General features: G+C 48.9%; 18 protein-coding genes. 6 read left to right on the plus strand and 12 right to left on the minus strand.

Going from position 1 to position 21,241, the window contains the following annotated elements:
* Positions 1 to 2: 2 nt before the first annotated feature.
* From K0H59_RS08700 to K0H59_RS08755, 12 genes are all read right to left on the minus strand, one after another.
* On the minus strand, positions 3 to 605 hold the full coding sequence (locus tag K0H59_RS08700; RefSeq protein WP_220055260.1) for a DJ-1/PfpI family protein: 603 nt from the start codon (positions 603 to 605) through the stop codon (positions 3 to 5).
* A gap of 95 nt (positions 606 to 700) precedes the next feature.
* The gene (locus K0H59_RS08705) at positions 701 to 901 is read right to left on the minus strand and encodes a hypothetical protein (RefSeq protein WP_220055648.1); all 201 of its coding nucleotides are present in this window, start codon (positions 899 to 901) and stop codon (positions 701 to 703) included.
* A 153-nt stretch (positions 902 to 1,054) separates the two neighbouring features.
* Positions 1,055 to 1,372 (minus strand): hypothetical protein, encoded by a 318-nt coding sequence (locus tag K0H59_RS08710; protein WP_220055261.1) that lies wholly within the window; start codon positions 1,370 to 1,372, stop codon positions 1,055 to 1,057.
* A gap of 183 nt (positions 1,373 to 1,555) precedes the next feature.
* Complete coding sequence (locus K0H59_RS08715; RefSeq protein ID WP_188870481.1) at positions 1,556 to 2,212, minus strand: 3-oxoacid CoA-transferase subunit B; 657 nt, start codon at positions 2,210 to 2,212, stop codon at positions 1,556 to 1,558.
* Between the two features lie 108 nt (positions 2,213 to 2,320).
* Positions 2,321 to 3,025 carry a CoA transferase subunit A gene (locus K0H59_RS08720; RefSeq protein WP_011071999.1) on the minus strand — a complete coding sequence of 235 codons (705 nt, stop codon included), beginning with the start codon at positions 3,023 to 3,025 and terminating at the stop codon, positions 2,321 to 2,323.
* Between the two features lie 88 nt (positions 3,026 to 3,113).
* Positions 3,114 to 4,046 (minus strand): hydroxymethylglutaryl-CoA lyase, encoded by a 933-nt coding sequence (locus K0H59_RS08725; RefSeq protein WP_220055262.1) that lies wholly within the window; start codon positions 4,044 to 4,046, stop codon positions 3,114 to 3,116.
* A complete protein-coding gene (locus tag K0H59_RS08730; RefSeq protein ID WP_220055263.1) occupies positions 4,047 to 6,086 on the minus strand; it encodes an acetyl/propionyl/methylcrotonyl-CoA carboxylase subunit alpha in 2,040 nt (679 codons plus the stop codon). It lies immediately after the preceding gene.
* Positions 6,086 to 6,931, minus strand: a complete 846-nt coding sequence (locus K0H59_RS08735; protein WP_041412601.1) for an enoyl-CoA hydratase-related protein — start codon at positions 6,929 to 6,931, stop codon at positions 6,086 to 6,088. Before K0H59_RS08735 ends, K0H59_RS08730 begins: the two co-directional genes overlap by 1 nt.
* 59 nt (positions 6,932 to 6,990) lie before the next feature.
* Complete coding sequence (locus tag K0H59_RS08740; protein ID WP_220055264.1) at positions 6,991 to 8,598, minus strand: carboxyl transferase domain-containing protein; 1,608 nt, start codon at positions 8,596 to 8,598, stop codon at positions 6,991 to 6,993.
* Positions 8,599 to 8,698: 100 nt separating this feature from the next.
* Positions 8,699 to 9,868 (minus strand): isovaleryl-CoA dehydrogenase, encoded by a 1,170-nt coding sequence (locus K0H59_RS08745; RefSeq protein ID WP_011716702.1) that lies wholly within the window; start codon positions 9,866 to 9,868, stop codon positions 8,699 to 8,701.
* Between the two features lie 153 nt (positions 9,869 to 10,021).
* Positions 10,022 to 10,426 (minus strand): MerR family DNA-binding transcriptional regulator, encoded by a 405-nt coding sequence (locus K0H59_RS08750; RefSeq protein WP_011623082.1) that lies wholly within the window; start codon positions 10,424 to 10,426, stop codon positions 10,022 to 10,024.
* 273 nt (positions 10,427 to 10,699) lie between these two features.
* Positions 10,700 to 12,382 (minus strand): murein L,D-transpeptidase, encoded by a 1,683-nt coding sequence (locus tag K0H59_RS08755; protein ID WP_220055265.1) that lies wholly within the window; start codon positions 12,380 to 12,382, stop codon positions 10,700 to 10,702.
* Positions 12,383 to 12,608: 226 nt separating this feature from the next.
* On the opposite strand from K0H59_RS08755, the gene K0H59_RS08760 reads away from it, so the two are divergent.
* From K0H59_RS08760 to K0H59_RS08785, 6 genes are all read left to right on the plus strand, one after another.
* Positions 12,609 to 14,516 (plus strand): propionyl-CoA synthetase, encoded by a 1,908-nt coding sequence (locus K0H59_RS08760; protein WP_088211390.1) that lies wholly within the window; start codon positions 12,609 to 12,611, stop codon positions 14,514 to 14,516.
* A 326-nt stretch (positions 14,517 to 14,842) separates the two neighbouring features.
* Positions 14,843 to 15,157 (plus strand): quaternary ammonium compound efflux SMR transporter SugE, encoded by a 315-nt coding sequence (sugE, locus tag K0H59_RS08765; protein ID WP_011716705.1) that lies wholly within the window; start codon positions 14,843 to 14,845, stop codon positions 15,155 to 15,157.
* A 227-nt stretch (positions 15,158 to 15,384) separates the two neighbouring features.
* Positions 15,385 to 16,911, plus strand: coding sequence for an NADP-dependent phosphogluconate dehydrogenase (gene gndA / locus K0H59_RS08770; protein ID WP_220055266.1), 1,527 nt, complete (start codon positions 15,385 to 15,387; stop codon positions 16,909 to 16,911).
* A gap of 537 nt (positions 16,912 to 17,448) precedes the next feature.
* A complete protein-coding gene (locus K0H59_RS08775) occupies positions 17,449 to 19,566 on the plus strand; it encodes a S8 family serine peptidase (protein WP_011716707.1) in 2,118 nt (705 codons plus the stop codon).
* A gap of 10 nt (positions 19,567 to 19,576) precedes the next feature.
* Positions 19,577 to 20,041: a hypothetical protein gene (locus tag K0H59_RS08780; protein WP_220055267.1), complete on the plus strand. Its 465-nt coding sequence runs from the start codon at positions 19,577 to 19,579 to the stop codon at positions 20,039 to 20,041.
* A 290-nt stretch (positions 20,042 to 20,331) separates the two neighbouring features.
* Positions 20,332 to 21,042, plus strand: a complete 711-nt coding sequence (locus K0H59_RS08785) for a hypothetical protein (protein WP_088211387.1) — start codon at positions 20,332 to 20,334, stop codon at positions 21,040 to 21,042.
* Positions 21,043 to 21,241 lie beyond the last annotated feature (199 nt).

Below are 21,241 nucleotides of genomic sequence, written 5' to 3' on the forward strand. Positions count from 1 at the left end.
TATTAGCGAATGGCTGAGGCAATCGACGACTCGATTAAAGCGTCAAACACATCGGCTTGGCCTGCGGGGAGCAGTTGCCGATGAATTTCGCGACGCTTTGCACTGTCGAACAAGCGCTCCGCAACCCAACCCGTTAAATAGAGTGAGGACAGACAACCTCCTGCAGTGGCAATATTGCCATTGACCACCAGAGCAGAGTCTTCTACATCGACGCCCATGGCTACCAATGCGGGTTTGGCATCGGGGTGCGTTGTTGCCGAGATATTGTCGAGTAAGCCTAACTTGGCAAAGAAGAATGATCCTGCGCAGATACTGCCAAGTAATTGCCGCGAGGGATCTAATTTAAGGGCCGACATAAACTCAGGATCCGCAAGTGCGGCAGGTACGCCTTTGTAGCCACTGCTGAATAATACCACGTCAGCATCGGCGATTTCGGAGACATGACCATCGGTTTCTACCGTCATTCCCAAACTTGACCTGTGGCTAGGTTTGGTACCTAGCACTTTGACTGTCCAATCGGTTGTTGTGCGGCCAAGAATATCGCGCATTAAAAAGAAATCGATATCGGTAAATTCATCAAATATCACAATCGCAATCTGGTACATCCTTTGTCCTCTCGTTTGCATTGGGATGACTTAAGGCTTGAATAGGCTCAACCATAAGTCTGGGGTTATCAATATGGGGTTATTGGAATGCATGGTTAATCAACATTTTTACCAGCACTCAACGATGGGAGCCGCTTGGCAAAAATAGCATGGGCATTAAAATCTTGGCTTTGCATTCTGGTTAATGTCTGGGTTAACACGTCATCGGCCGCATCTTCAATCCGCTGGAACCCTGTTGTTGCAACATGATCATGCATATATTTGCGGCTGCGTTTATTGAGGAATTTAGCTAACAACTTGAGCATCCTTACTATTTGGGCTGCGGCGAGTTTACCGTAACTGTGCTTAAGATGGCTAAAGAGTTAAAACATCTTTTGGTAACAATGATTCAGCACCTGTAGGCGAGTAAATCGATTGCTTTCAGTTAATAGGTTTTAAAATGATGGACCTTAAACAACATTTAGCCCTTGATAAGCTGGATAAAAATAAAGAAACCATAATATTGGGATGGATATGACGGTTAGCTGTTTTACTAGGGGGCGAGTGTTGTACCAATACTTATATAAAAAGAACGCGTAGGGGATCTGAAAAAATAGGGAATAAAACCACATGCCAGCCGCTAATATTATGCCTTCGTGGGTATTTGGCGAGGTACCAATTAAATAGATGCCAATACCATATAAGCCGATGATTGCTTCAACCCACAGTATTGCACCCAGTGAAAGTACAACGCTTTCGTCATAAGTGAATCTAATAGGAAATTTCACTAAGCATTCTCCCTTCTTTAGCTGTGTTAACAATGTGATAGCTGCTTAGTTTTTGCTAATTATTAGCAATGGATAATTTAGTTGGGTAATTCACTAGATAGCTAGGCTTATTTGGAGGTCTAAGCCTAGCATTTAGCTGATGTGTATTGTGTGAGTTTATTAACTTACAGTGTTAAAGAATGCTTAAAACACCATCTCTGGTACATGCTCTGGCACAATTAATTTGCCAGCGGTTTTGCTAACAATTTCTTCAACGCTGACACCGGGGGCGCGCTCTAACAGATGGAAGGCGCCGTCTTTAATCTCAATAAAGGCTAAATCGGTAACAACACGTTTGATACAGCCGTAACCAGTGAGGGGCAATTCGCACACGGGTAACAGCTTAGAGTTACCGTACTTATCGGCGTGCATCATAGTCACGATAATATTTTCCGCGCCCGCCACTAAATCCATTGCGCCGCCCATGCCCTTGATAAGCTTACCAGGGATCATCCATGAGGCGATGGAACCATTCACATCGACCTCAAAGGCGCCGAGTACGGTTAAGTCCACATGGCCGCCACGGATCATCGCAAAGCTTTCGGCGGAGGAGAAAAACGAGGCACCTTTTACTGCGGTAACGGTTTGTTTACCAGCGTTAATTAAATCCGGATCTATGGTTTCTTCCGTCGGAAATTCCCCCATGCCGAGCAGGCCGTTTTCCGATTGCAGCATCACTTCCATTCCTGCGGGAATATAGTTAGCCACGAGCGTCGGAATGCCAATACCGAGGTTGACGTAGTAGCCGTCTTGTAATTCTTTGGCAACGCGCTGTGCCAGTTGTTCTCTTGATAATGCCATGATCTTTATCCTTCCTTTACCTAGAGTCGCTATTGGCCTCAATTTTTCGTCTTTATTTAGGGCTTAGACTCTGTCGCTTTAGCTTGCGTTGTTAATCGTTCGCGCTTCTTATTTCGCCGCTTTTACCGTGCGCTGCTCGATACGTTTCTCGAACTTGCCTTGGATGACGCGATCAACATAAATGCCGGGAGTATGGATATGATCAGGATCGAGCTCGCCCGGCTCCACAATAAACTCGGCTTCCACTACCGTGATTTTGCCCGCAGTCGCCATCATAGGGTTAAAGTTAGCGGCGGTTTTGCGGAACACTAAGTTACCCATAGTATCGGCCTTCCAAGCGCGAACGAGGGCAAAATCGGCGGTCAGAGATTCTTCTAACACATAGTGACGGCCTTTGATTTCACGGGTTTCTTTACCTTCAGCCACGGGGGTGCCGTAGCCTGTGGCGGTGAAAAACGCCGGAATGCCTGCACCGCCGGCGCGGATTTTTTCCGCCAGCGTGCCCTGCGGCGTTAAAATCACATTCAGTTCGCCAGAGAGCATTTGCTGTTCGAAAGTGGCGTTCTCACCGACGTAGGAGGCGATCATGGTCGAAATCTGGCGGTGTTTTAACAATAAGCCCAGACCGAAATCATCCACACCGGCATTATTTGAAATGGCGGTTAAGCCCTTAACGCCCATCTTAACCATTTGATTGATTAAGCCTTCAGGAATACCGCACAGGCCAAAACCGCCAACCATAATGGTCATATCATCGGATAAACCTGTTAACGCTTCTTCATAGCTGCTGACGACTTTATTGAGTCCTGCCATTTTGATGTCCTTTAAATTGTTATTCGTGTCCAATCGTTTCTAGCACCTAGCACCTAGCACCTAGCACCTAGCACCTAGCACCTAGCACCTAGGCTTTAGCGCCCTGCAAGATTGCATTGGCGACTTTAGAGCCATTAAGACGATTTAATTGTTTGCTGATCCCAAAACCCGCTAATGCCAGTTTTTCTAAATCGATACTCGTCTTCAAACCGAGTCCGTGGAGCATATAGACCAAGTCTTCACTCGCCAGATTGCCCGACGCGCCTTTTGCATACGGGCAGCCACCAAGACCCGCCACTGAGGCGTCAAAACTACGCACACCTAAGTCGAGGCAGGCGGTAATATTGGCTAATGCTTGGCCATAGGTGTCGTGAAAGTGCAGGGCGAGCTTTTCTACCGGGACTCGCTCCATCACGGCTTGCAGCATTTTACGGGCTTTTAACGGCGTGCCTACACCGATAGTGTCGCCGAGCGAAATTTCGTAACAGCCCATTTTGTAAAGGATTTCAGACACTCTTGCCACTTCGCTCGCGGCGATTTCCCCTTCATAGGGGCAACCTAAAACGCAGGACACATAGCCACGTACTGGGATATTGGCGGCTTTTGCCATGTCCATCAACGGGATAAAGCGTTCAATCGACTCTTCAATCGAACAGTTGATATTGCGTTGGCTAAAGCTTTGTGACGCTGCACCAAAGATAGCGACTTCGGAAGCTTTTGCATCCAGCGCCAGCTCTAAGCCTTTGACATTAGGGGTGAGGGCGCTGTAAACCACGCCCGCTTGACGGCGAATTTGGCGCAATACGTCGCCGCTATCGGCCATTTGTGGCACCCATTTGGGGGACACAAAACTGCCTGCTTCAATTCGCTTCACACCCGCATCGGCGAGGGATTCAATCAAAGCGACTTTGGCCTGTGTTGGGACGGCGGCTTCATTCTGCAAGCCATCACGGGGCCCCATCTCGAATAGGCTAACCCTATCCGAGCTGGCGCTTAAGTTCGAAAGATCCAGCGCAGACATTTAGGCTTCCTCGCTCTGGGCTTTGGGCTCTACATGGAGCAGCACTGCGCCATCGCTCACTAACTCGCCCGCCTTGAAGTAGAACTCGGTAACAATACCGTCGAAGGGCGCTTCGATGGTGTATTCCATCTTCATCGCTTCCATCACCAGTAGCCCTTGTCCTGCCTTCACCTCAGCACCGACTTCCACTAAGTGGGTGACGACTGTGCCGTTCATTGGGGCTTTGAGCTTATCTTCATTGCTCGATTCTGCCTCAACCACTTGGGTTTTAACCGCCCTGAAGTGATAACTGCCTGAGGGTAAAAACAAGGTAAAATCATCGCCCTGAGCGCTAACTGGCACTTTACTCTTATGGCCGTTGATTTCGGCTAACAGTAAATCCTGCTTAAGCTCACCACTAAGGGACTTGCTGACATGACCTTCTTCCGTTGGCAGAGATAGCTGATAGTGATCGCCAAAGTCTAACAATACCAATTGTTGTAACTCGTGGGCATCGTCGAGCAGGGCAATAGTATGCTGGCTAACGCTGTTGAGTCTAAAGCCACTGACTTGGCCCCAAGGCGAGTAAGGATCGGCGCTATTAATCGCCTGTGCTTTGGCGGCTTCTTTACGGGCAAGTACTTGATACAGGGCGGCAAAAGCGATAGCCGTATCGGTTTCGCTCGAAGCACTGCCAATCAGCGCATCGCCGTAACGGGTAATAAAGTCGGTGCTAAAATCCGCCTTGGCAAAGGCGGGATGCTCGGCAATATTCGCGAGAAATTCAATATTGTGCTTAAGCCCGCTGATTTGATAGGACTCGAGGGCATGCACTAGGCGTTGTAGCGCACGTGGACGCGACTCATCCCACACGATGAGCTTGGCTATCATAGGATCGTAGAAATTACTGATCACATCGTTTTCACGGATGCCGGAATCAATACGCACGTATTTGCTTTGCTCGGGCTCGCGCAGGAAATTGAGCTTACCGCTGGCGGGTAAAAACTCATTTTGCGGATCTTCGGCGTAAATACGCACCTCAAAGGCGTGTCCATGGATACGCACTTCGTCCTGTTTGAGCGGTAACGGCTGACCACTGGCGACCATTAACTGCCATTTGACTAAGTCTTGGCCCGTCACCATTTCGGTCACGGGATGCTCTACCTGCAGACGAGTATTCATCTCCATAAAGTAGAAGCTATTGTCGGTATCTAACAGGAATTCAACGGTTCCCGCACCGACATAATCGATGGCCTTGGCGGCGGCTACGGCGGCTTCACCCATTTGGGCGCGCAGCTCATCGCTTAAACCTGGGGCTGGCGCTTCTTCGACCACTTTTTGATGACGGCGCTGAATCGAACAGTCGCGATCCGATAAGTAAATCGCATTGCCAAAGGTATCGGCAAACACTTGCACTTCGACATGGCGAGGCTGGCGTAAATAACGCTCCATCAATAACTTATCGTTACCGAAGGAGGAGGCCGCTTCACGGCGCGCCGAGTTGATGGCGTCCATGATTTCGCCTTCATGCTCAACGATACGCATACCTTTGCCACCGCCACCGTAGGCGGCTTTAATCAGCATCGGGAAGCCGATTTTTAAGGCTTCGGCCTTGAGGGTGGCATCGGTTTGATCGTCGCCATGGTAACCCGGCACTAAAGGCACTTGTGCCGCCGTCATAATGGCTTTGGCCGCGCTCTTGCTGCCCATGGCATCGATGGCATCGCTGCCTGGGCCAACAAATACGATTCCGGCCGCCTCACACTTGCGGGCAAAATCGGCATTTTCCGATAAGAAGCCATAGCCTGGATGAATGGCTTGCGCCTGAGCTTTTTTGGCAATCTCAATAATCAAGTCGCCCTTGAGGTAAGAATCCGCTGGGGCGCTGCCACCTAAGTAAAACGATTCGTCGGCCATGGCAACATGGCGCGCGTTTTTATCGGCATCGGAATATAAGGCTACGGTGCGAACGCCCATGGCCTGCGCGGTTTTGATAATGCGGCAGGCAATTTCACCACGGTTAGCAATTAAAAGCTTAGTGAACATGCTGTTAGTCAACATCAAAGAACTCCTTGAGTATCTGTTGGCGTGTGCCAGTTCGGCTGACGTTTCTCAAAAAAGGCGTTTAAACCTTCTTGGCCTTCATCAGATACCCGAATGCGGGCGATGCGCTCGCTGGTGTAATCAATCGTATCTTGGTCTATCACGCCATCTTCGAGGCGGGCGAGTAGGGTCTTTACCCATGCCATTCCCTGCGGACTGTTGGCCTGTAGCGCGGTGATAATCGGTTGGGCTGCGGCCGCTAAATCATCGTTAATCTCATGGATAACATTGAGTTTGAGCGCCGTTTGCGCATCAAAACGCTCCGCGGTCAGCATATAGCGGCGTGAGGCACGATTGCCCATAGCGCGCGCAACGTAGGGGCTAATCACTGCGGGGATCAGCCCTAGTTTGACTTCGCTTAAGCAGAAACTGGCACGCTCGGTGGCGATGGCTATATCACTGGCGCAGATTAACCCAAGCGCGCCGCCAAAGGCTGCACCTTGGACTAAGGCGATAGTAGGTTTTGGAAAGGTATCTAAATCCTGCATCAGCTTAGCCAGCGCCTTGGCGTCATTCAGATTTTGCTCAAAATCCATCTTGGCTTGTTTGCGCATCCAATTTAAGTCGGCGCCTGCGCTGAAGTTTTTGCCATTGGCTTTTAATACCAACAGTTTGCAGTCTTTGTGCTCGGCAAAATAACCGAGGACGGCGATCATTTCGCTGATCATCACCTCATCGAAGGCGTTGTGCACTTCTGCGCGGTTAAGGATTAACTCGCCCACGCCGTTATTCAGCGCATAGCTGACGTGCTGCAAATTAGCTAAGGATTGAGTGCTAGTGTTCTGGTGTTGTGTGTCAGTCATCATTATTCCCGTCATAGTGATTCCCTCTATGAGTGATACGTAAGGCATCGCAAGATGCGCTACATACGGAAGACGCCGAAACGGGTGTCTTCGATAGGGGCATTTAATGCGGCTGACAGGGCAAGGCCCACCACATCACGGGTTTGCGCCGGGTCGATAATGCCGTCATCCCACAGGCGGGCGCTGGCATGGTAGGGATGACCCTCTTTATCGTACTGGGCAATAATCGGCGCCTTGAAGGCCTTTTCATCCTCAGCAGACCATTCTTCGCCTTTACGGGCTAAGCCGTCGCGGCGAACCGTGGCTAATACGCCAGCGGCTTGCTCGCCACCCATCACAGAGATGCGCGCATTGGGCCACATCCACATCATGGTCGGTTCGAAGGCGCGGCCACACATACCATAGTTACCCGCGCCGTAGCTGCCACCGATAATCACAGTGAATTTAGGCACATTGGCGCAGGACACTGCGGTCACCATCTTGGCGCCATGCTTAGCGATACCTTCGTGTTCGTACTTTTTACCCACCATAAAGCCGGTGATGTTTTGCAGGAACAGCAGCGGTATCTTGCGCTGGCAGCACAGTTCGATAAAGTGCGCGCCTTTTTGCGCCGATTCTGAGAATAAAATGCCGTTGTTGGCCACAATTCCCACGGGATAGCCGTGAATGCGGGCAAAACCACACACTAAGGTGGCGCCATAGTTGGCTTTAAACTCATCGAAATCCGAGTCGTCGACGATGCGAGCGATCACTTCTTTCACATCGAAGGGCTTTTTCAAGTCGGTGCCGACAATGCCATAGAGTTCGCTGATATCAAACTTAGGTGGCTTAACTGGGCTCAGCAGACTGCTGATTTGTTTTTGATGATTTAGACGCAGCACTGCACGGCGGGCAAGCTCTAAGGCATGCTCATCGTTTTGGGCTAAGTGGTCCGCCACACCTGAAATTTTAGTGTGCACGTCGGCGCCGCCGAGTTCTTCGGCGCTGACTTCCTCACCGGTCGCGGCTTTAACTAACGGCGGCCCAGCTAAGAAGATAGTACCTTGTTCTTTAACGATAATAGATTCATCAGCCATGGCAGGCACATAGGCGCCGCCCGCAGTACACAGACCCATCACCACCGCAATTTGCGGAATGCCCTTGGCGGACATTTGTGCTTGGTTGTAGAAAATCCGGCCGAAATGGTCGCGATCCGGGAATACTTCATCCTGACGGGGCAAGTTAGCGCCGCCAGAGTCGACTAAATAGATACAGGGCAGATGACAGCGGCTGGCAATCTCTTGTGCCCTTAAGTGTTTTTTGACCGTGATAGGGTAGTAAGTGCCGCCTTTGACTGTGGCATCGTTGGCGATAATCATGCACTCTACGCCGCTCACTCGGCCGATACCGGCGATAATCCCTGCGGCGGGCACTTCTTCATCGTAAACGTCGAAGGCCGCGAACTGTGACAGCTCTAAAAAGGGCGAACCTGCGTCGAGCAGTTTCTCAACCCGTTGACGGGGAAGGAGTTTACCGCGGGCCAAATGGCGCTCAAGGGCAACGGGGCCGCCGCCGAGTTCAATTTTGGCAAGCTTGGTTTTAAGATCGGCCACTAGGGCGGCCATATCGTCGGATTTGGCTTTAAATTCATCGCTACGGGCGTTGATACGACTGCTTAATTGCGTCACTTTGATTGTCCTTATAAAGCGGTAACTCAGTATCAGTTGGCTCGGTGGGCGAGGAGCATGAAAGGCTAAAGCTCGTCATGCGCCGTTCGCCCTAGGCTGCTTATTTCGATTCGTTAAAGAGCTCGCGGCCAATCAGCATACGGCGAATTTCTGAGGTGCCAGCGCCAATCTCATAGAGTTTGGCATCGCGCAGTAAGCGGCCAGTCGCATACTCGTTGACGTAACCGTTACCGCCGAGCAATTGAATGGCATCCAGAGCCATTTTGGTTGCCAGCTCCGCGCTGTAAAGGATGGCGCCTGCGGCGTCTTTACGGGTGGTTTCACCGCGATCGCAGGATTTCGCTACGCTATACACATAGGCTTTAGCGGCGTTCATACCTGTGTACATATCGGCTAATTTGCCTTGGACTAATTGGAATTCACCGATGGATTTACCAAATTGCTCACGCTCGTGGATATAAGGCACGACGATGTCCATACAGGCGTTCATGATCCCAAGCGGGCCGCCTGAGAGCACGACGCGCTCGTAATCTAAGCCACTCATCAGCACTTTAACGCCATTGTTGAGGCCGCCGAGAATGTTTTCCTCTGGCACTTCGACATCTTCAAACACCAGTTCACAGGTGTTTGAACCGCGCATTCCCAGTTTGTCGAGTTTTTGTGCTTGGCTGAAACCTTTAAAACCACGCTCAACGATAAAGGCCGTGATGCCGTGTGCGCCCTTAGTTAAGTCGGTTTTGGCATAAATCACATAGGTATTGGCATCGGGACCGTTGGTGATCCACATTTTGTTGCCATTGAGGATATAACGGTCGCCTTCTTTACGGGCGTGCAGCTTCATTGAAACCACATCTGAGCCTGCATTGGGCTCACTCATCGCCAGCGCGCCGATATGTTCACCGCTGACCAGCTTTGGTAAATACTTGGCCTTTTGCTCTGCATTACCGTTACGGTTAATTTGGTTTACGCACAGGTTAGAGTGGGCGCCGTAACTTAATCCGATAGAGGCCGAGGCGCGGGAAATCTCTTCCATGGCGACCACGTGGGCAAGATAGCCCATGTTCGCACCGCCGTATTCCTCAGGCACAGTAACACCTAAGAGTCCCATTCCACCGAGCACGGGCCAAATTTCGTTAGGGAAGGCGTTGTCGTGGTCGACTTTAGCGGCAATAGGGGCGATTTCGTGTTTAGCGAAATCTTGCACCGCATCGCGCAGCATATCGACTTCTTCGCCTAGGCCAAAATTGAGACTGGTGTAGAGTGAGTTCATTGCTTGTGTCCTATCTTAGGTTCTAATTTATATTTTTATGATTATTAGGTGCTTGAGTCTTTAAAACCGTCTTACAGTGCGTGATTTATCCCTGTCACGCGGTCGTACCAACTGAGGTGTTGATTAATGCTATGCTCGCAAGCCTCGAAGGAATTAGGCCTTGGCCTTGCTTTCTTCTAGGGCGAGGCGGCATTGTTGCTCGGCCGAATTCAGCTCCATCAGTACCACTTTAATGTCGTCCATTTGCTGCTGCAGTGCGGATTTTTTCTCTTCCACTAGGGCAAGCATGGTATTGAGCTGGGTAGTGCTGCTCTTGTCGGCATCGTAAAGTTCGAACAGGCGACGGGTTTCTGCGAGAGAGAACCCAAGGCGCTTGCCGCGCAGGATAAGTTTGAGTCGAACCCTGTCCTTAAGACTGTAAATACGGGTTTGACCGCGACGTTTTGGCTTAAGTAAGCCTTGGTCTTCGTAAAAACGAATGCTTCGGGTCGTGATATCAAACTCTTTGGAGAGATCACTGATCGAATAAGTCGTTTGTGGCGTGTTAGTTGCGCTCATTCAGGCACCTTAGTTAATCATTTTTTAGCAAGATATATGAAGTTTACGTAAAGGTAAAGATTGTGGCGTGGTTAGTCTGAATTTTTTGTCAATTCTTGTTGCCACTCGCTAGAGTGACCTCAGTTCAACCTATTGATATTAATGATCTAAACACTGAGTCGAAAAGACTTCGTCAACGCGGGGAAGTGCCGCATTGCCCTCGTCTTACAATTGGGCAACGCAGCGCAGTGGAGTGAGCAAGCAACTTGTATCAAAAGCCGCGATTATCGGCGCTTACTCCATGGTGTTGAGCAAGCCATCATCGGCTAACACACCCTCATAAGTTGGGCGGTTTAACGCCTCGATAAGTACCGGATCGCGTTTATATACGTCATTGTAAAACTTGATTTTCCCGTCCTTTAAGGTGACGGTCCAATACATGATCAAAATGTCCAAGGGTTCATCTAAGAACAGGTTTTCCGTTTTTCCCTCACTTAATTTGCTACTGAGCGTGTTACTTGACCAATTGGCATTGGCACTCAGCAATTTATCCGCCAGCACGAGCGGATCTTTGACTCGAATACAGCCATGACTGAAGGCTCTATCCGTTTGTTCAAACAGACTTTTTGCTGGCGTATCGTGCAGATAAATCGAGTATTGGTTAGGGAAGATAAACTTAACTAATCCCAGTGAGTTATCTTCACCCGGGTCTTGCACAAACCAGTAGGGGAAGTTTTTGCGCGTCATACTGTGCCAATCGATGCCGCTTGCATCCACGGGCGTGCCCGAGCCTTCGACCACTTTAAAGTGTTTCTTCTGTAAATAATCGGGATCTTTACGCAAGTGATTGATGATTTCGGTGGAGATGCTGCGGGGCACAGTCCAAGTAGGGTTAACAACCACGTATTTTAACTTGGATTTAAACAGCGGTGTTTTAGCGTTAATTTTGCCGATGATAATGTCGGTTCGCCAGCTTAAGCTGTTGTCTTTAAAGAGTAACAGCTCGTAACCTGCCAAGTTGACGATAAGGTAATTGGCGGGCAAATTTGCCGATAACCAGCGCGCTCGCTCGAGGTTAATACGGATCTGATCGACCCGTTGCGAGTAGGGCACATTTAGCGCCGCCATAGTGCCCGCACCAATCACGCCATCGGCTTTGAGACTATGGTCGGTTTGGAATTGACGCACCGCAGCTTCAAGCGTGCTGTCGTACGTTAAGGGCTGGTTCACGGCGGCGCTATTATCCGCTGGCGTGCTTGCAGCTAAGTAACCTAACTCTGTTAGCCGTGTAGCAATGCCTTGTACCGAAGGGGAAGTGCTGCCGGGCTTGATGACTTCCGTATAGGGAATGGGGCTAAAGGGATAACGGGCCGCCAAGTCTTTGTACTGGGCAAGATACTGTTTAAGTTGGTGATAGGGCGCAATCTTAGGTGCTAAGCCTGCAATAGCATCAGCCACAGTGTGTGCTTTAATGTGTTCTTCGAGCTGCTTTAACGTGGTATCGAAATCCAGATGGGTTTCATCATAATTCCAGGTTTTGCCGAGCATACTGGGGTTCACTTTGCCGTTTAGCAAGTGAATGGCGTAGGTGATGATCCCATCGCTTAGCAGCACTTCAAATACACTGCTGCGGTATTCATCCTGCCAATTCGAGGCACTGAGCTGTTGGTAAAGTTCGACTAGCTTGGAGTAGTGATAATCTTCCTTCGACAATCCTTCATCATCGGCACTTTTTATCACATCGAGCATAGTGCCCGCGTAGTCTCTGTCTTGCCAAAGCGGCTGGTATTGACGCACTTGGTAGACCCGCGACAGCAACTTGGCACTAATGACCTGAGTGTTGTCGACCTTGGCTCGTTCACCAATAGATAAAGGTTCGAGTAAAGTCTCTAGCTGTTGGGTTGATGCAAAGCTGCTCGCGCTAACGAGACTGAGGATCAGGAGTAAAGCAGGTTTGAATTGTTTGAAGCGCATCATAATGAGTATTTCTTTCCATGAAAAAATCCATTAAAGACATAAGACTATGTTGAAACATTCCGTGCAGCAAGTGTGCTGTACAATTATCCAACATGTTTAACAGTTTTAGTGGTTATATCCCTTAGTCTAATGGGGGAATAGCGCTGGGCAGGTCATAATCAATTTGGGAAGGAAGGGGAGAGTTTCATCTGTGGTGACACGGGTGAGTGTCATGATGGGAGGCCTTATGACAGATGTTGGACAACAATTACATCAGACATCTATTGCGAATAAACAGGCATTTTGGCAACAAGCCGCCAAGGCCTTAGACTGGGTTACGCCGAGCAAACAAATATTAGATGAAAGCGAGGCACCGTTTTATCACTGGTTTAGCGATGGCGAGTTAAACACTTGCTACAACGCGGTGGACAGGCACGTGTTGGCGGGGCGTGGTGAGCAAATTGCCATCCATTACGTGAGCCCTGTGACGGAAACCGAATACAGCATTACTTACTGTGAGTTGCAGGCTCAAGTGGCAAGGCTTGCGGGCTATTTGCAAAGCGTTGGCGTGACTAAGGGAGACCGTGTGGTCATCTACATGCCCATGGTGCCCGAGACCGCCTATGCCATGCTTGCCTGCGCGCGCATTGGCGCCATCCATTCGGTGGTCTTCGGCGGCTTTGCGGCTAATGAGCTGGCGACCCGGATCAATGATGCTAAACCAAAGTTGGTAATGTCCGCCTCCTGCGGGATTGAACCTTCGGGCGTGGTGCCCTATAAACCCTTACTGGACAAAGCATTAAATGAAGCCGTGCACAAAGTTGAGCACTGCTTGATTTTAAATCGCCCCCAATATGAGGCGCAGATGCAAGCGGGGCGCGATAAGGACTGGCAAACCGCCTTATGTACTAGCGACAGTGCCGATTGTGTGACAGTGAAAGCCACCGATCCCCTGTATGTGCTTTATACCTCGGGGACCACGGGTCAACCCAAGGGCGTGGTGCGGGACAATGGCGGCCATGCGGTGGCATTGGCTTGGTCCATGGCCAATATTTATGATATTGCCCAAGGGGATGTGTTTTGGGCTGCATCGGATGTGGGCTGGGTTGTAGGGCATTCGTATATTGTCTATGGCCCGCTGCTTGTCGGGGCGACGACCTTGTTATATGAAGGAAAACCCGTAGGCACACCTGATCCCGGCGCCTTTTGGCGCACGATTGCTAAATATCGAGTCAAAAGCTTTTTTACGGCGCCCACGGCGATCCGTGCCATTAAGCGCGAAGATCCCGACGGCGAATTTATCCAAGGTGTCGATTTAAGCTGTTTGAAGAATGTTTTTTTGGCTGGGGAGCGCTGCGATCCCGATACCTTACATTGGGCTGAAGCCAAACTGTATAAACCGGTTATCGACCATTGGTGGCAAACAGAAACGGGCTGGCCTGTGGCTGCGAACCTGATGGGGGTGGCACCGATTGCGGTTAAAGCGGGATCGCCCGGTCGACCCGTCCCAGGATATGAAGTCGATGTGGTCGATGAACTAGGCGCCAAAGTGGCGGCGAATGTCTCGGGCAACGTGGTCATCAAATTACCGTTGCCACCGGGTACGCTCACTACACTCTGGCAAAATAATAAACGCTATCAAGACAGTTACTTATCTATGTACCCAGGCTATTACCTTACGGGGGATGCGGGTTACATGGATGAAGATGGTTATCTGTATATCATGAGCCGTATCGATGACATTATTAACGTAGCCGGCCATCGACTCTCCACCGGGCGATTTGAAGAGGTCCTGTGTCAGCATCCCGATGTAGCCGAAGCGGCCGTGATTGGTGTCGATGATAAACTCAAAGGCCAAGTGCCCTTGGGCTTAGTGGTGCTGAAAAAGGGCGTGACCATTACGGACGAGGAACTGCATAAGCAGTTAATTGCCCTCGTTCGCCAAGAAATTGGTCCCGTCGCGTCCTTTAGGTTGGTGAGTGCGATTCAAAAGCTACCGAAAACCCGCTCGGGCAAAATCCTGCGCGGCACTATGCGTAAAATTGCCGATAATCAGCAATATACGGCGCCAGCGACCATTGAAGATCCGCAGACCCTCGATTTAGTCCGCACGACCTTAACCCGCATGGGTTATGCCGATGCTCTTGTAGGGTAATCTGACAAGGCAGTAGTGAGCGGTCAAAAATAAGGGCCGTACAGCCAAGATAAAGCGATAGCCTGATGAGAGCAGTCCCATCAGGCTATCGCTTTTATTTTGGGAGAAATCGCTGGAGCCCAAGGCTTGCTCTTATATATCACTATTTGCTAGTCTAGCCCGCATACTTAATAGTTAAGTCTTTACGGAGCACTATTAAGGAATTGGATCTTAAGCTTTATATCTAGATTCAAATTGTTAGCGACATTACACATTTCACAACGGCTTAGGGACGACCCTAAATACGCCGATATCAATTTGGGGACGACCCCGTATGGGAGTTCTCTATGAGCTGGTTTCTATTAATTCTTGCTGGACTATTTGAAATTGGTTGGGCGATCGGGCTTAAGTACACCGACGGATTTAGCCGCCTCTGGCCGAGTGTGTTTACTGTATTCTCCATGACAGTGAGTGTGCTGCTGTTGGGGCTGGCGGTTAAACAGCTACCGATAGGCACGGCGTATGGCGTTTGGGTCGGCATAGGTGCCATGGGCACGGCAATTGCGGGCATTATTCTGTTAGGTGAGGGCGTGAGCCTGCTGAAAATCGCCAGCTTAATCCTCATTTTGCTTGGCGTGCTCGGCTTAAAACTCGCTCATTAATCCATTTACTTCCCTAGGGAAGAGCTTGCCCAGATGTATACGATTGGTAAAGATGTTTGATGAAATCTAGGAATATTCTCCTGAAAAAACAACACATCTTAGGCTGTAATCGAGATTGCCAATCGTATGCATCGCCTATTGTCTCTGGTAATTAAGTTACAAAGCCCGATATAATTACACCTCCAAATTGGTTATTTCTAACCTCTGTGACCCGTGGGAATTATATAATGCAAAACCACAGCAATCTTAATGACATTGGCGTGATTGGCCTTGGCGTGATGGGCAAAAACCTCGCGCTAAACATTGCCGACAATCAATATCGCGTCAGTGCCTTCGACCTTGATCCTGTTAAAGTCAACGGTGTTTTACAACAAGAAAAACAAGAACGTGTAGGACAGGATCTGCGTATTACAGGCTGTGCTAATCTTTCAGAAATGTTAGCAAGCCTCGCTCACCCCCGTATTCTCGTGCTGTCAGTCCCTGCGGGTGCGCCTGTGGATGGGGTATGTCATGCCTTGATTTCTGCCGGCATCGAAGCGGACGATATCGTTATCGATACGGGCAACAGTCTTTGGACGGACACCGTTGAGCGCGAAAAGCGTTACCAAGGGAAATTTATCTTCTTCAGTTCGGCGGTTTCGGGTGGAGAAGTGGGGGCCCGTTTTGGTCCTTCATTAATGCCAAGTGGCGATCTTGGAGCTTGGCAGCATGTTGCGCCGATTTGGAAGGCCATTGCTGCAAAGGTAGATCCTCAAACAGGGCTGCCTATTGAGCGTTTTGAGCCGGGTAATCCCGTGACCGAGGGTGAGCCTTGCACGACCTATATTGGTCCTGCTGGCGCTGGGCATTATGTGAAAATGGTGCATAACGGGATTGAATACGCCGATATGCAGCTGATTTGCGAAGCCTATCAGTTAATGCACGATGGCTTAGGCATGAGTGCGGCACAGGTGGGTGAGGTGTTTGAACGCTGGAATAAGGGCAGTTTAAACAGCTATCTGATGGGGATCAGCGCCGAAGTACTCAAACAAGCGGACCCGTTAACTGGTCAGCCGTTAGTTGAGATGATCCTCGATAAAGCTGGGCAAAAGGGCACCGGGCTTTGGACTGCGGTTAGCAGTTTGCAAATTGGTTGCCCGGCTCCCACCATTGCCGAAGCGGTTTATGCGCGCGCGGTGAGCACCCAAAAATCCCTCCGTGTTGAGCTCAGTAAAAAGCTCGCAGGTCCTGCCTCAGTGGCGATGGATGATGCTCAAAAAGCCAGTTTAATCGATGCCTTAGAGAGTGCGCTCTATTGCGCGAAAGTGTGTTGCTACGCCCAGGGCTTCCAACTGATGGCGATGACGGCGCAGGAGCAAAAATGGCAGCTCGATTTTGCTGAAATCGCGAAGATTTGGCGTGCGGGTTGTATTATTCGTGCCACCTTCTTGCAATCTATCACTCAAGCTTATCAAGCGAATGCGGACTTAAGCTGTTTATTGATGGCCGACACCTTTGCAACGACCTTGTCGGAAAAACAAACCGAGTGGCGCAGTGCGGTGGCGGCGGCTGTGATGCAAGGGATCCCCGTGCCTTGTATTAGCTCGGCATTGGCCTATTACGACAGTTACCGCAGCGAGACCCTGCCAGCAAACTTGCTTCAAGGTCAAAGGGACTTTTTCGGTGCCCATACCTTTGAGCGCTTAGATAAGCCCGCTGGCGAGAAATATCATTTAGATTGGAGTGCCCCAAACAGGGTATTAATTAAACTCTAAATAGATTGTAAAAAGGCCCCTAAATAGGGGCTTTTTTATTGCTTGGCTTTATTTTGATAAACACTATGTGTTATTTAAATGTTAATCTAGCGGTGTTTAATTATATTATTTACCGTATCTATAGTATGGTTATTTTTATAAGTGTAACATCATAAGAGGATTTGAATATTTAAAAATGTAAAAAAGTATGTGTGTTTAACTGTTTGCCATACTGTAAATTTAAAATAATTTAATGGTATGTAATTCATTGTTTTACATTGATTTTGCTCCAATGTGCCTCGCTTTAACTTATCTTGATTTCTTTTTGGTATTGTCGATAAAATAATCAAAAATATTTAATCGGTCTGCCATTCTATTTATATTTGTTTTCACAATTATTTCTTCTGTGTTAAATCTTTGCTTCCTATTTGGTGCTTGTGTTTTATCGGGAATCATAGGGAATAACTAAAATAACAGAACTTAATGCGGAATAAGATTAATCAAAATTATCACGCCAAATTAAGTTGCAATAAGTAATGACAAGAAGGAATGTCTACTATGCGTATGTCCATTGTTGCATTGAGCATCACGGCGGCCTTATTGGCTGGCTGTGGGAGCGATGATAAGAAGGCTCCGGCACCTGTGCCTAAAGTGAATACTGCCCCGACCACGGCGGATATGACTGTTGATGTGTCACAGTCGATGCTGTTTACTGGAAAACTAGAAGCGAGCGATGCCGAAGGTGGTTTGACCTATTCGTTGGTTGACCCAGCCGATCTTAAACTGGGCACCTTTACGCTAGTGAATAAAAACACTGGCGAATTTACCTATGCATCCGATGCCAGCGAAGGGACTGAAGTGGTTCGGTTCAAAGTGTCCGACGGCCAATTACAGGCTGAAGCCAATCTGACAATCAATATTAAGCATGGCGATCCCCTCTTTACCTACCAATGGCATTTAAAAAACACCGGGCAGAATGCTTTTGCGGCTCACCGCGGTGTGGCTGGTGAAGATATGAATGTGAGCGGTGCGATTTCAGATAATGCCATGGGACAAGGTATTACCGTTGCTGTGGTAGACGATGGTTTAGAGATTGCGCACCCAGATTTGATGAACAACACGGTCAATGGCGGTTCTTATAATTTGATTACCGGTACAGTTGACCCAACGCCTTTCTCGGGTGAATCGGGCCATGGTACTGCCGTTGGTGGAATTATTGCAGCCGAGGGCTGGAATGGCATCGGCGGTCGTGGTGTTGCGCCTAAGGCTAAGTTGATTGGCTTTAACTTTTTAGATCAAGACCCAACGGGTAAAGTCGAGAACGTTCAAACATTTGAAAACTTTGCTAAATCACATGGTGCCAGTGCCTATAGTGATAGCGCGCGTGTCTTTAACCAAAGCTATGGTTACAGCGTGCCATTCCCCCATGGTTTTGATGAGGATGAAACAGAGGTTTATCAAGATATTGCAACCCAAAGTTTCGATGGTAAAGGCAGTATTTTCGTTAAATCTGCGGGCAACGGCTATAACTACTATCGTTACCGCACCTTCTGGTTGCCAGGGGATTACTTCACTGCAACGGCGGAAAAGCCTGCTAACCACGGCTTACCTTTCCATAACTCTAACATGTCCTCTGACAATGCTAACGTGTATAACTTAGTAGTCAGTGCCATTAACGCTAAGGGCGAGCTCTCAAGCTACTCATCTGTGGGTTCGAACATTTTCGTCACTGCACCGGGTGGTGAATATGGTGATGATGATCCTGCAATTGTGACTACCGACCGTATGGGATGTGAGAATGGTTCCGCGATTGCTGAAGATAGACCGAGCACGCCATTCCACGGTGGGTTGAACCCATTAAACCCTAACTGTGACTACACTTCGACCATGAATGGCACCTCGTCTGCGGCGCCAAATACCTCGGGCGCGGTGGCGGTGATCATGAGTGCGAATCCAGATCTCTCTTGGCGTGATGTTCGCTATATCCTCGCCAAGACTGCAACCAAAGTAGATGCGGATATTGCACCTAAAACGGTGACCATAGGTGAAGGTGAAGCCGCTCCAGTGTACACGGCTATCCCTGGCTGGTTGCAAAACGCGGCTGGATTCTCTTTCCATAACCTCTATGGTTTTGGTCGTGTGGATCTTACCGAAGCCGTTAAACTGGCTAAATCCTATGCCGAAGATTTAGGTGACTATGTGGTCACTGAGTGGCAAGCAAGCCCTGAACTCACTAAGGCTATCCCCGATGCGGACGTCAATGGTGTGACTGATACCCAAGTGGTCGCAGACGATTTAGTGATTGAAGCCGTACAGATTGAGCTGACTGCCGACCACCTACGTCTACCGGATTTAGCGGTCGAGCTGATTTCACCTTCGGGTACTAAGAGTGTGTTGATGACACCTTATAACGGTTTAGTTTACCAAGGTGTGATGGATAAAACTGACCCAGATGATCTGGTCACTGGCTACGATGCAACTCCTATGTTATCGAATGCCTTCTATGGCGAATCATCAAAAGGTGAATGGACAATCAAGCTGATTGATGTGAATAGCGGTAGCTATCGATTTGTTAAATACGATCAAGGCTATATCTCTATCCCTAACGAAGCCGATGGCAAGCTGAAAGGTTGGTCAATTCGTTTCCATGGCCATGCTGCCAAGTCTGCATCTTAAGGAGTAATCAATGAAAGCGTTAAATTTATCGTTAGTGGCTGTGGCCCTTTCACTGTCGGTGCAGGCGATGGCGCATGACAAAGTCGAATTTACTGAACCTCAAACTGAGTCTAAGGGTTTTCAGGTTAGTCGTGCTGAGTTTTTAGGTTTGGATACGCCTTACTTTGTAAAAACTGAGTCAGGGGTCAAGCAGGCTAAGCAGTTGGTCAAAGGGCAAAAAGTGGTCACCCAATCGGGTAAGGCCTTTGCCGAAATGACCGGTAAATTAGTGGTTAAGTTAAAACCTGGTGTGTCGGCTGCCGATTTTACTAAGGCCCATGGTCTAAAAGTAGATTGGCAAAATAACAACAATTTATTGTTGCTTGCCGCCGAAGAGGGCACAGATCTGCTCGGTTTAATTCAAGCGATTAAAGCCTCACCAGAGGTTGAGCGCGCCAAACTTGACCGCGCACTCGCCAAGCAAGAAATCCAATAATCATCTTGTTAGGTTAACATCGAATAAAGGGCCGCAAGGCCCTTTATTATTTTGGAGGTCTGCTCAATAGCAGTGATAAAAGTGGCCAAGTTGAGATAAAAACCGTGGGTAGTTAACTGCTTAATGGTAAATCATTTGGTTTCAGATGGGCTTGGCGATTACAATCTGCGCTTAAGGGGTATATTTTTACTGACCGAAGATACCTTGTTGGTGAAGACCACGAAGCTCAAGCACCTAACTCAAACGCCTAACTTAAACACCTAAATCAAGCTACTAACTTAAACACCTCTATGAACTACTGGAATAGCGACAACTTTGAAGGATTAAAGGCGATAGGGGCCCTGTATTCTGCCCGGAAGGGGTATGAACTTTTTGGTCAATATTGCCTGCAAAAAGAGCAAGGACTAAAGAAGCAAGCGATTGCGACGGTAAATAAATTCGTATCACACTGTAAAACCCAGCCCTTGGCCGAGCAGAGGCAAATGGCGGAGGAGCTATCCTCCTTAGGCTTTTGGCACCGTGAAACACACCAGTTACTCGCTTATCCCCTTATCGTCTTGCTTAAAGGCGTGCTAACCCAATGGGCATTAGATGAGCCCAATAATCCCATCCCCAACAAATGGTTAGGCTTCATTGGCGAGGATATCTCCTCCTATGAAAGGGCGTTGGCGCTCGAGCCTACCGATGAAATTTGCCTCACTCAAGTCGCGTTGTCCCATTTAAACAGTGTCGATTTTCAGACCCACCATTTATCTGAATCTGTATTGCTGGGGGATATATCGCGGGCAAAAGACTCGCTAGCGTCAGCACAAGCATTAATCACGCGGTTACAAACGCAGGAGAGTAAATCAAGGCTGCAAAACAGGTATGATTATTACCTGTCGATGATCAATTGCTGGGAGGAGTATTCCACTCTTGCTGGGGTTGAGCCGTTTCCGGATTGGTGCGCCGCCAAAGGCGAGCAGTTTGATTTTTGGTCAGTTGTTTATTATCAACGCTGAGTGAATTTATTCACGGGATAAGAATGATTAAGCGGTCTGTCGGACAAATTAGGTCACAGTGGCCGCAGATGGCAGGATAAACCAACGATAGACACTTACTGAATCAGCATAATGAATACTGAATGCATCAGCTTTAGTGCCTAAATTGAGGGGCTATCGTAACAGCCCGTCGTAAGTCGTATCGTGGAAGTGAATATCG

Source organism: Shewanella sp. FJAT-51649, from assembly GCF_019457435.1.
GTDB classification, from domain to species: Bacteria; Pseudomonadota; Gammaproteobacteria; order Enterobacterales; family Shewanellaceae; genus Shewanella; species Shewanella mangrovisoli.